Origin of the sequence: Paenibacillus sp. 3LSP (genome assembly GCF_032465655.1) — a bacterium.
GTDB lineage: Bacteria > Bacillota > Bacilli > Paenibacillales > Paenibacillaceae > Fontibacillus > Fontibacillus barengoltzii.
Window position 1 is genome coordinate 68902 of record NZ_JAWDJI010000179.1, and the last position, 11753, is coordinate 80654.

Genomic DNA, 11753 nt, shown 5'->3' on the forward strand with positions numbered 1-11753 from the left:
ATCCTTAATAGGATAATGACATTGGCGACAATTTTCAACAGAAAAATACTTGACATTTGTCTTTCTCCCCCAAATATTCCCTTCATCGACTGGTCGGTATCCCCTCCTAAGGCAGGTTCATCCTGCTGAGGTGCTGTCCATGCAGCGAAGACAATACCTGGAGTTGACGTGAGGGAACGCAAGAGGCATAATTATAGGAAATCAAAATGAGGCGAATTATGCTCTTGTATGCGTTTTTTCAGTATATTTTCATATAGAAAGGAATCAACAGGATCTCAATGGGCATAGAGCAATTACTCGAAAAGGCGTCTGCCTATATAAAGGAACCGGATCTGAAGCGGATTCGGGAAGCGTACGAGTTTGCGGATCAAGCCCATCACGGACAGGTTCGCAAATCCGGAGAACCTTATATTCTACATCCTTTGGCCGTAGCGGATATCGTTGTGAGCATGCAAATGGATGCGCTATCGGTCATTGCGGCCCTGCTTCATGATGTGGTGGAAGACACAACAGTGTCCTTAAAGGAGATACAGGAGCATTTCGGCAGTGATTGTGCATTGCTCGTTGACGGCTTAACCAAGCTGGAGCGGATCAAATTCCAATCCAAAGAAGAGCAGCAGAACGAGAACTACCGTAAAATGTTCATTGCGATGGCACAAGATATCCGCGTCATCGTCATCAAATTGGCGGACCGGCTGCATAACATGCGGACGTTGAAATATCAGTCGGAGGAGAGTCAGCGCCGGATTGCCTATGAAACGCTGGAAATCTTCTGTCCGATCGCCAATCGGCTTGGGATCTCCGCCATCAAATGGGAAATGGAGGATATTGCCCTGCGGTACTTGAACCCGCAGCAATATTACCGGATCGCGAATTTGATGCGCAAGAAACGGGCAGAGCGCGAGGAATATATCAAGAACGTCATCGCCCGCATCGCCGAGAAGCTGGACGAAATGGGCATCCAAGCAGATTTGTCGGGGCGACCCAAGCATATTTACAGCGTGTATAAGAAAATGACGATGAAGAACAAGCAGTTTAACGAAATTTACGATCTGCTGGCCATCCGTATCATCGTGGACAATATCAAGGATTGTTATGCGACCCTGGGCATTATCCATACGTTATGGAAGCCGATGCCAGGGCGGTTTAAGGACTATATCGCGATGCCGAAGGCGAATATGTACCAGTCGTTGCATACGACGGTCGTCGGGCCAAACGGGGAACCTACAGAGGTTCAAATCCGCACCTGGGAAATGCATCGCACGGCAGAATACGGGATCGCCGCGCACTGGGCTTACAAAGAAGGTGCAGGAACAGGTGGTCTCGAGAACAAAATTACGTTCTTTAACGAAATCCTCGAGCTTCAACATGAAGCCAAGGATGCTTCTGAATTCGTAGAATCGCTGAAAATGGACTTCTTCTCGGACCTGGTGTTTGTGTTCACACCGTCCGGGGAAGTCATAGAGCTGCCGGCCGGCTCCGTGCCGTTGGACTTCGCGTACCGTATCCATACGGAAGTGGGGAATCGGACGATTGGGGCCAAGGTGAACGGACGGATCGTCCCGCTGGATCATCGGTTGAAAACCGGGGACATCGTGGAGATTTTAACGTCCAAGCACTCGTATGGACCAAGTCAGGATTGGCTCAAAATCGCGCAATCCTCCCATGCTCGCAGCAAGATCAAGCAATGGTTCAAGAAGGAAAAACGCGAAGAGAACGTGGAAAAAGGACGCGAAGCGATCGAACGCGAGCTGAAGCGGGCCGGGCTTGAGCCGTCCTTGTGGATGAGCGACGACAAGCTGTTGGAGGCGGCGAAGAAGTATGCCTTCAACGACATCGACGATATGTTGTCGGCGATTGGGTTCGGCGGGATCACGGCTTCCCAGGTCGTGACGAAGCTGACCGAAAAGCTGCGCAAAGAGCAAGAGGAAGCGGCCGGGAATATCGAATTGACCACAGAGGTCAAAGAAGTAAAAGCGCCGGAAGAACGTCGCCATCGTCCAACGAATGGCGTCGTTGTAAAGGGGATCGACAATCTGCTGGTGCGGTTTGCAAGATGCTGTAACCCGGTGCCCGGCGACGAGATCGTGGGTTACATTACCCGCGGCCGCGGCGTATCCGTGCATCGCAGCGACTGTCCGAATATCCCGAGCGGTGGTGAAGGCGAAGAGGCAGCGCGCGTGATCGACGTGGAATGGGAAGATTCGATCGAGGCGAATTACAGTGTCGATATCGAAATTACCGGTCACGATCGTCGTAACTTCTTAAATGAAGTGCTGCAGGCCGTGTCGGAAAGCAAAACGAATATTTCGGCCGTCTCCGGGCGGTCAGATAAGAACAAGATGGCTTTGGTGCACATGACGATTCTGATTCGGAATACCGATCATCTGCAATCCGTTGTGGAGAAGATCAAACGGGTGAAGGATGTATATACGGTCCACCGGATTATGCAGTAGCGATAGGAAAGGATTCAAACCAAGATGAGAGTGGTTATGCAACGTTGCCGAGAGGCGCGCGTGGTCGTAGCGGGAGAGACGGTCGGGGCGATTGGCCCTGGGCTCATGCTGTTGGTTGGCGTGACGCATGAGGATACCGAGCAGGATGCCGCCTATTTGGCGGAGAAGATCTCCGGCTTACGGATATTTGAAGATGAAGCAGGCAAGATGAACCTGGCGGTTACGGAGATCGGCGGGGCGATTTTGTCGGTCTCCCAGTTTACGTTGTATGGGGATTGCCGCAAAGGCAAACGGCCTAACTTCATGGCAGCAGCCCGGCCGGAAACGGCGGAACCGTTGTATGAGCGGTTTAACGAGCTGCTTCGGGCGAAAGGGTTGACGGTCGAAACCGGCGTGTTTGGTGCCGATATGGACGTACAATTGACGAATTGGGGTCCGGTGACCTTAATTGTGGACAGCCCTAGTAGCGAGGGGTAACTGCAAGGATTTGAGAGCGGGGCAAGACGTAGTAATTTATGCGTCTTGCCCCTTTTTTGCGTTAACGGAACGGGACGATATGGACAAATTTCCTCCATTTTCACGCAAGATTTCGGGTTCTATAGGATAAGCGGACCGATTTTGGTACAACCTTGTGATAAAGAGCTTGACGACCAAAGGAGGTGCTCACATGCACCAATCCGCGAAATCGAGAGACTGGCAATCCTCTCCGCTCATGACGGCGGGACACCGCAGCGAAGCCCGGATGACGGCCCGGCTGGCCGAACCGGAGCGATTTGAACCGATGATGCAGGAGACCCGGCCCTCTGCCGAATGGCTCCCTCGACCCGGAAGTTGATGCTGAGAATGAAGGAGGAATCGGTTATGGCCAGACATATTCAGGCCTATTTTAATACAGAAGATCAAGTAGAAGGTGCACGTATCACCCTGCGGGCTTACAACACGAATGCGGTTGAAGCAGGAAATGTGTCGAATGAATGGGGCGAAGACGATGAGTTTCAAGTTACGTTATTGCCTCTAAATAACGGGGTGATCAGCGCCTCAGGTGCAAACAACCCGGGAGTTGTCCCTGTACCCGGTATGGTACGCGGCGTGCAGAGCGTGCTGCCCGTGGTAGCTTTGGGAGAAGACGGTACCGGCGATACGTTAGATGGTGAACGCAGCCAAGCGATGGGAGACGGAGAGCAACTGATCACATCGAAACCTCCCATCACAACGGGTGACGAGCCGCAGGGTTGGAAATATGTTCTTAGTGCAAAAGTGAAGGACAGCGATTATGAGACGGTCGTGCGGAAATTACGCGAGCATGGGGGCTATGTTGTAACGGAATAGCCGGGGATAAGGGTTCTTGTAATATAACTGTAATATTAGATACATGTTCCCTTAACATTGCTTGTTTATAATAACGGCATGACCCCCTTTTTAATATAATACCTTTTGGACCTGCACCCCGTTGGTGACAGGTTTTTTTCTTTGTGTAGACATTTTTCGCGTCTCGGGCTTGACTTTAGTGCGGTGGTTTCATACAATCTAAAAATAACAGTTGACGTCACGTCTATGGCGTGAATGAAAACGAATAGGTATTCGATGACGGGACAAAGTAGTTTAACCCCACACCCACAGAGAGGAATCCCCGACTTCGTTGCAGCAGACGGATCAATCGTATTCGTTAGGCGTGTGGTGAAGCAGGCTGGAAGGATTCTGATGATGATTAGACGAAAGACTTCCCCGAGAACCGGCGGCGAAATCAAAGGTGGCTAATGGCTTCCCTTCGAGAGTAGACGTGCGGCGTAGGCGGGCGATAACCGCTTGAAGCGAATTGAGATGCTGGGAGGCTGAATAAGAGCAGCTTTGAAGCGTCGACATTCGGAATGTGGGTGGCACCACGGGTGATTGTGTAACGATCTCTCGTCCCTGTTTGAATCAAACAGGAACGGGAGATTTTTTATATTGGCTTACGAGTCTGAGATGGAGGATGAACAATATGGCTTTTCAGAAACCGACGGGCACGCAGGATATTTTGCCAGGAACCGTCGAGAAATGGCAGTTTATTGAGGAGAAGGCCAGAGACTTGTGCCGGCGTTTTAATTACCGGGAAATTCGGACCCCGATCTTTGAACAAACCTCGCTGTTTGAACGGGGCGTTGGGGAGACGACGGATATCGTCGAGAAGGAAATGTATACGTTCCTGGATAAAGGGGATCGCAGCATGACGCTGCGTCCAGAAGGGACGGCTGGGGTTGTTCGTTCCTATGTGGAGAACAAGATGTACGGCGAACCGGACGTCAGCAAGCTGTATTACATCGGGCCGATGTTTCGCTATGAGCGCCCGCAAGCAGGACGTCAACGCCAGTTCCATCAGTTTGGGGTGGAGGCGTTTGGAGCAATCGATCCGGCGATCGATGCCGAGGTTGTGGCACTGGGATATCAGTTTTGCCGGGAGCTGGGTCTTCAAGGGGTGAAGGTGGAGATTAACTCCGTTGGCAATCCGTCCAGCCGCGCGGCTTACCGCGAGAAGCTGCTGGCGTTCCTGCTGCCGATGAAGGACAGCTTGTGCAAAGACTGCCAAGCTCGGATTGAACGTAATCCGCTGCGTGTGTTGGACTGTAAGACGGACCAGGACAAATTTGATGGGGCTCCGTCAATTCTGGATAGTTTGGATGAGGAATGCACTACGCATTTTGCGAAGGTTCAGGAGCTGCTGAGCGCGATGGAGATTGATTATGAAATCAATCCTCGCCTTGTTCGCGGCTTGGACTACTATACGCACACCGCTTTTGAGTATAAAGCCCAAGGCATCGGCGCCATCGACACGATTGGCGGCGGCGGCCGGTATAACGGGCTGGTGGCGGAAGTGGGCGGTCCTGACCAACCGGGCATCGGCTTCGGGATGGGGCTTGAACGGATTGCGCTGATTTTGGAAAAGCAAGAGATCGAGCTCGGCGCCGTCAAGCCGCTGGACGTGTATCTGATCGCCCTTGGCGAAGCAGCGGAGAAGGAGATTACGACTCAGCTGTTTAAGCTGCGGCAAGCAGGATTCTCTGCGGAACGCGATTATCTGGGCCGGAAGATGAAGGCGCAGATGAAGTCCGCCGACCGGATGCAGGCACGCTACACGGCCATTCTCGGTGACGATGAACTGCAGCGCGGGGAAATTGCGCTAAAGTCGATGGACAGCGGTGAGCAGCGCACGGTGAAGTTAAGCGAATTGGTAAATGAGTTGCAATAACCTAAACAAATAAAAAACATAACGCGAAGAAAAGGGGAGTTACGATGAAACGAACGCATCATTGCGGTACGCTGAGCACCGCGAACATCGGAGAAACCGTTACATTAAACGGCTGGGTACAGACCCGCCGTGACTTGGGGGGCGTGCTGTTCATCGATCTGCGCGACCGCAGCGGTATTGTGCAAATCGTGTTTAACCCGGCTTATTCCGGTGAAGCGCTGAAAATTGCCGACCGCGTGCGCAGCGAATACGTGCTGGCCGTTACCGGGAAAGTGGTAGCCCGTGATCCTGAAACGGTCAATCCGAATTTGCCAACCGGCGATATCGAAGTACAAATTACTGAAATCGATGTGTTGAACGCAGCGAAGACGCCGCCGTTCTTCATTGAAGACGGCATCGAAGTGGATGAATCGCTGCGCTTGAAATATCGTTATCTCGACCTACGCCGTCCGGAAATGCAGCAAACGTTGTGGTTGCGCTCTAAAGCGGCGAAGGTATTCCGCGATTTCCTTGACGGTGAAGGTTTTATCGAGGTAGAAACCCCGATCTTGACCAAGAGCTCGCCGGAAGGGGCACGCGATTATCTTGTGCCAAGCCGCGTGCATCCAGGTGAATTTTTCGCCCTGCCGCAATCGCCTCAGCTGTACAAGCAGCTGCTCATGGTCAGCGGTATCGAGCGTTACTATCAAATCGCCCGCTGCTTCCGCGATGAGGATTTGCGCGCTGACCGTCAACCGGAGTTTACCCAGGTCGACATCGAGACTTCGTTCCTCTCGCGCGACGAGCTGCTCGAGATGATGGAGAAGCTGATCGTACGCCTGTTCAAAGAAACGAAAGGCATTGACATTCCAACGCCATTCCAACGCATTAGCTATGCTGACGCGATGGATAAGTACGGTTCGGACAAACCGGACCTCCGTTTCGGTTTAGAACTGGTGAACGTCAGCGATCTTGTGGCCAATAGCGGCGTTAAAGTATTTTCTTCTGTCATTGAAAAGGGCGGGGAAGTCAAAGTACTGAACGCTAAAGGCTGCGGGACTTGGAGTCGTAAGGACATCGACGATCTTGGACCGTATGCAGCCCGTTACGGAGCCAAAGGTCTGGCCTGGATTCAAGTGAAGGAAGGCGAGTTCCGCGGTCCGATTGTGAAGTTCTTTACGGAACAAGAGATCGAAGCGATCAAGGAACGCACCGGTGCCGAAGAAGGCGACCTGCTCCTGTTCTCCGCCGATAACAAAAAGGTTGTTGCCGACGTCCTCGGCGCATTGCGTCTGAAAATCGGCCGCGATCTTGGTCTGATTGACGACAGCGTGTATAAATTTGCATGGGTTGTAGACTTCCCGCTGCTTGGCTGGGATGAAGAGCAAAAACGCTACGTCGCTGAGCACCATCCATTCACCCGTCCGCGCGACGAGGATCTGCCGCTGTTTGACACCGATCCGGGCAAAATCCTCGCGCAAGCGTACGATCTCGTGCTGAACGGTTATGAAGTGGGCGGCGGTTCGATGCGGATTTACAAACGCGACGTGCAAGAGAAGATGTTCAAAGCGATCGGCTTGTCGCCGGAAGAAGCTCAAGATAAATTCGGCTATTTGATGGATGCGTTCGAATACGGTACGCCGCCACACGGCGGGATCGCCTTCGGCTTCGATCGTCTGGTCATGCTGCTGGCTGGCCGTTCCAACCTGCGTGAGGCCATTGCCTTCCCAAAAACAGCGAGCGCTACGGACTTACTGATGAACTCGCCTTCGGAAGTCGACGGATCGCAGCTGGATCAGCTGCACATCAAGCTGGCTCCCAAACTGGCAGAAGTAAAGAAATAATCGGTTAAGATGTCAACCTAACGGAGGTACACTGACCATGCTTCATCAATTTTCGCGAACAGAACTCGCCATCGGGGCAGAGGGTCTGGATATTCTCAAGAACAGCACGGTTGCCGTGCTTGGTGTCGGCGGCGTAGGCGCGATGGCTGTCGAAGGGCTGGCCAGAACCGGAATCGGCCGGATTATTATGATCGACAAGGATGTCGTCGATATCACCAACATTAACCGGCAAATTCATGCGCTGACGACGACGATCGGTCAGAAGAAGGCCGATCTCATGCGCGACCGGATCAAGCTGATTAACCCGGAGTGCGATGCGATCGCGCTGAATATGTTCTACACGGAAGAGACTTACGAAGAACTGTTCAAGTACGATATTGATTATGTACTGGATGCTTCGGATACCATTACGTACAAAATTCACCTGATCAAGCAATGCTTGCAGCGGGGCATCCCGATCTTGTCGAGCATGGGGGCTGCCAACAAAATGGACCCGACGAAATTCCAGGTCACGGATATTTCGAAAACCCATATGGACCCCATGGCTCGCGTCATTCGCACGAAGCTGCGGGAAGACGGGATCAAGAAGGGCGTTAAGGTCGTTTTCTCGACTGAACCGCCTGTCCGCCCGCGCAAGGACGTTACGGAGAAAATTGCGCCTGCTGGCGCTAAAATCCGTAAGGCCAAGCAGCCGCCGGCCAGCAACTCGTTTGTGCCGCCGGTGGTCGGCCTAATTATGGTCAGCGCAGCAGTGCGTGAACTGCTAGAGCGCGGCGGCGTTAGTGTGTAAATTCGGAGCTAAGACGCTGGATGAGACTTGATAAACAAGTCTGCCAGCGTCTTATTTTTTTGAGAAAATTCGCCTTTTCGCCAGAGGTAGTGGTATAATAAAACTCCTTTTGAGTCTGGAGTACACAATAACCTTAGGAGGTAACTGAAATGAATGATTTTCAAAGTGCCTATCAAGAAGAGAAGGCGCGGCTGGACCGCACCTTGGAAGAGATCGATCGGCAGCTGCAACGGTTGCGTTCGATTCCGGTGTACACCGGACATGATTTTACCGAACAGCTTCTCGAGGAGAATCGGGAAACCCAGAGGAAACAACTTGAGCAATCGGTTCGTGAGCCGTATTTTGGACGACTGGATTTTGAGGAGCGCAGAGGAAGAAGAAAGCCGCTATACATCGGCAAGGTCGGTGTAGGCGATCCGGATGGAAGAGACCCGATTGTTATCGATTGGCGTGCTCCGGTCGCTAGTTTGTTCTACTCATTTACCGGCGGGGATGATGCTTCGTATGAAGCGCCTGAGGGCTTGATTGAAGGCTTGGTGTACTTGAAGCGCAACATCGTGATCCGCAAAGGGATTCTCGACCGGGTCGTGGATACGTATAACCGCGACAGCGACGGTCCGGCCGTATCGGATGAGTTCCTGGTGTATCGGCTTGGCGAGAACAAGGACAACCGCCTGCGGGACATCGTTTCGACGATTCAGGCCGAACAGGACCGAATTATCCGGGCCGCGAAAAACACGGCGCTGATTATTCAAGGCGTAGCCGGCAGCGGGAAAACGACCGTGGCGCTGCATCGGCTGGCTTTTTTGCTGTATCAATATAAGGAACAGATTAAGGCGGAACGTTTAGTTATTTTTGCGCCTAACCATATGTTTATCGATTATATATCCGAAGTGCTGCCTGAGCTTGGTGTGGGGGATATCCAACAAAGCACGTTCAGCGATTGGGCAGCGAAAGTGCTGGGATTGGACGAGGTCCCAAGCGATGGCTCGGAGGCGTTATCCCGCTGGTTTGACGGCGGAGAGGCAGAGACGGAAACGTGGCAGGATACAGAGCTGCCAGGACGCTTCAAGGGGGCGATGGCGTTTAAAGAGATTATCGATATGTCGGCAAGCACTCTTGAGTCAGCCTGCGTGCCTGAGGGCGATTTCGAACCGTGGGAAGGTGCACGGCTGCCGCGTAAAAAGATCTTGGCCTGGTTCGAAGGCGAATATCGCCACTACCCAGTAGCCCGACGCAAGGAGCGGGTACTGGCGCGGATCCATCGCTGGATCGAGATGGAGCTGAAGAAGGCACCGTCGGCTGCGGTTCTAAAGGAACGAAAGAAAAAAGCCCAGCTGCGGGAAAAAAGCTATGCAAAAAAATGGCCGGAGCTGACGCCGCTTAACCTCTACCGGGAGATGTTTGGCATACGAAAAAGCGGCAGCACGGAAGGCATGGCCGATGTTTCAGACCGGATACCGCCGGGTATCTGGAAGGAGACGCAGGCGCGCTTAAAGAAAAACATCGTCAAGGAAGAGGACTTGGCCGCCCTATTGTATTTATATACTTTAATTCACGAAATTGACGGCAATCTGACCTTCGACCATGTGGTGATTGACGAGGCGCAGGATTTTACGCCGTTTCAGGTGTATGTGCTGGACCGTTTTGTGAAGGGGCATTCCTTTACGATTCTCGGAGATTTGTCCCAAGGGATCCACTACTACAAAGGTGTGCGCAGTTGGGAAGAGATGCAAGTGCTGTTCCGACCGGAGGAAACCGCTTATTTCGCGTTAACGCGCAGTTACCGGTCCACGATGGAAATTATCCAATTCGCCAACGATATCCTAGAACGCGGCGTAGGTACGGAATTGCTGGCGGTTCCGGTATTCCGCAGCGGGGAGCCGGTGCGGCTGGTCGAAGCGGAGGGCGAGCGGCGGCTGCCATTGATTCGCAAGGCATTGGACAAGGTGCTGGGCGGATCGTTCCGCACGGCGGCGGTGTTAACCCGGACGATGCAGGAAGCAGAGGAACTGCATGCTGCATTAAGCCAAGGTGGTCAGGAAGTCAACCTGATCACCGGGGAGCTGACGCAATACGCCGGGGGCATCTCGGTGTTGCCGGTGTACCTGTCGAAGGGTCTGGAGTTTGACGCTGTGATCGTGACGGACGTGGACAAGGCGCATTATAGTTCCAAAGACGCCAAACTGCTGTACGTCGGCTGTACCCGCGCCCTGCACGAACTGTGGCTGCTGCACGGCAAAGAACTGCCGGATTACGTCCCAGGCGATCGTTCAACAGACTATGCCGTCAGGACGAACTTAGAGGCATAAGGGGTACATGTCGAGATATAGTCAATGAGGATTGGGGAGGGGCACGCCCTCCCTTTTTTTGTCCCCTTTTGCATTATTATCCCTCTCGCTCAGATGAATGGTGGTTGGATGGGAGAGAGTAAGTGGATTTAGATTGGGTGCAAGTGGATTTAAATTAGGTGCGGGGGTGGGGGAGCCTCCATTTGGAGGTCTTTTTCGGCATTATCCCATTTGCTCAGGTGGCGGGTGGTGTGGGAGAGTGGTCAAGCGGGTTGGAGGTGGGGGATGGGATTAGTGTGTCATTGACTGTCTTTTGCATCATTATCCCCCTCGCTCAGGTGAACGGTGGTTGGATGGGAGAAGGTTTGTGGATTGGATGAGGTATAGAGGAGGGGCAAGTAGGCAATGTGCTCAACAGGGGGCTTTACTCGGAAATCATCCCTGGTGGCGAAGCGCATAAGTTACGTGGTCAGAAATGTGTTCGATTTTTCATATATAATTTGCCGAAAAAAGCAAAAAACCGAAATGTACTCGGTTTTTCGCATAGATTTTGGGCAAAACCCTTCAACAGGCGCGAATGTATATGAAATTTCATATACATTTAGCTGAAATCGATCAAAGTCGCCCAAATGTACTCGATTTTTCATATAGAATCTCAGCGCGTGGTCACTTCATTGTGAATTTCGACTCTGTTTCGACTATTGACTATTGATGGTGGAAACGAGAACTTACTTTGATTACGCGTCGTCCTGCATGAACTCGTCCAGCCAGCGATCGGCTTTGCTTTGGTTGCACAGATTGCAGGCGCAGACGCAGTTTACTGGTGTTGTGTGACCGCCCTTGGCTCTGGGCAGCAGATGGTCGATTGTATCGCCGTACTCTCCACAGAAGAAGCAGGTGTAATGATCCCGCGTCAAAATATAATGGCGAAACGCCTTGTTCGTGTACAAACGGCGGATGGTGAACGGGTTCACGACGACGGCCATGTGCTCGCGTACGAGCGTGACCGCCAGGTCATAGTCGATCTCCTGCTGCCAGCGCCGACCTTTATCGGTACGCCCGCGCAGGCGGATCATGCCGTTGCGGTTCGGTCTGAGGGTCCGGATGTCGGGACCCTCGGCTTTTGGCGGCGGGGCGGGCAGCGCCCGCTTGATCCGCCGCTTGCAT

General features: G+C 52.7%; 9 protein-coding genes. 8 read left to right on the plus strand and 1 reads right to left on the minus strand.

Going from position 1 to position 11753, the window contains the following annotated elements; translation table 11 throughout:
- Positions 1 to 278 precede the first annotated feature (278 nt).
- From RW092_RS15355 to RW092_RS15390, 8 genes are all read left to right on the plus strand, one after another.
- Positions 279 to 2456, plus strand: a complete 2178-nt coding sequence (locus tag RW092_RS15355) for a RelA/SpoT family protein (RefSeq protein ID WP_016311164.1) — start codon at positions 279 to 281, stop codon at positions 2454 to 2456.
- 24 nt (positions 2457 to 2480) lie between these two features.
- Positions 2481 to 2933, plus strand: coding sequence for a D-aminoacyl-tRNA deacylase (gene dtd / locus RW092_RS15360; RefSeq protein WP_028539718.1), 453 nt, complete (start codon positions 2481 to 2483; stop codon positions 2931 to 2933).
- Positions 2934 to 3123: 190 nt separating this feature from the next.
- A complete protein-coding gene (locus tag RW092_RS15365) occupies positions 3124 to 3291 on the plus strand; it encodes a hypothetical protein (protein WP_009224403.1) in 168 nt (55 codons plus the stop codon).
- A 26-nt stretch (positions 3292 to 3317) separates the two neighbouring features.
- Positions 3318 to 3785, plus strand: a complete 468-nt coding sequence (locus RW092_RS15370; RefSeq protein WP_028539717.1) for a hypothetical protein — start codon at positions 3318 to 3320, stop codon at positions 3783 to 3785.
- Positions 3786 to 4437: 652 nt separating this feature from the next.
- A complete protein-coding gene (hisS, locus tag RW092_RS15375; protein ID WP_028539716.1) occupies positions 4438 to 5682 on the plus strand; it encodes a histidine--tRNA ligase in 1245 nt (414 codons plus the stop codon).
- 44 nt (positions 5683 to 5726) lie between these two features.
- Positions 5727 to 7505, plus strand: coding sequence for an aspartate--tRNA ligase (aspS, locus tag RW092_RS15380; protein WP_316010617.1), 1779 nt, complete (start codon positions 5727 to 5729; stop codon positions 7503 to 7505).
- Positions 7506 to 7542: 37 nt separating this feature from the next.
- Positions 7543 to 8295 carry a tRNA threonylcarbamoyladenosine dehydratase gene (locus RW092_RS15385; protein WP_016311170.1) on the plus strand — a complete coding sequence of 251 codons (753 nt, stop codon included), beginning with the start codon at positions 7543 to 7545 and terminating at the stop codon, positions 8293 to 8295.
- Between the two features lie 149 nt (positions 8296 to 8444).
- Positions 8445 to 10607, plus strand: a complete 2163-nt coding sequence (locus tag RW092_RS15390) for a HelD family protein (protein ID WP_316010618.1) — start codon at positions 8445 to 8447, stop codon at positions 10605 to 10607.
- 716 nt (positions 10608 to 11323) lie between these two features.
- On the opposite strand, the gene RW092_RS15395 is transcribed toward RW092_RS15390, so the two are convergent.
- A partial coding sequence (locus RW092_RS15395; protein ID WP_316010619.1) for an HNH endonuclease occupies positions 11324 to 11753 on the minus strand: 430 nt, incomplete at its 5' end.

Coding starts and splice junctions, on each gene's coding strand:
- RW092_RS15365 (WP_009224403.1), top strand. CDS start 3,124: ATGCACCAATCCGCGAAATCGAGAGACTGGCAATCCTCTCCGCTCATG.
- hisS (WP_028539716.1), top strand. CDS start 4,438: ATGGCTTTTCAGAAACCGACGGGCACGCAGGATATTTTGCCAGGAACC.
- RW092_RS15390 (WP_316010618.1), top strand. CDS start 8,445: ATGAATGATTTTCAAAGTGCCTATCAAGAAGAGAAGGCGCGGCTGGAC.
- RW092_RS15355 (WP_016311164.1), top strand. CDS start 279: ATGGGCATAGAGCAATTACTCGAAAAGGCGTCTGCCTATATAAAGGAA.
- RW092_RS15370 (WP_028539717.1), top strand. CDS start 3,318: ATGGCCAGACATATTCAGGCCTATTTTAATACAGAAGATCAAGTAGAA.
- aspS (WP_316010617.1), top strand. CDS start 5,727: ATGAAACGAACGCATCATTGCGGTACGCTGAGCACCGCGAACATCGGA.
- RW092_RS15385 (WP_016311170.1), top strand. CDS start 7,543: ATGCTTCATCAATTTTCGCGAACAGAACTCGCCATCGGGGCAGAGGGT.
- dtd (WP_028539718.1), top strand. CDS start 2,481: ATGAGAGTGGTTATGCAACGTTGCCGAGAGGCGCGCGTGGTCGTAGCG.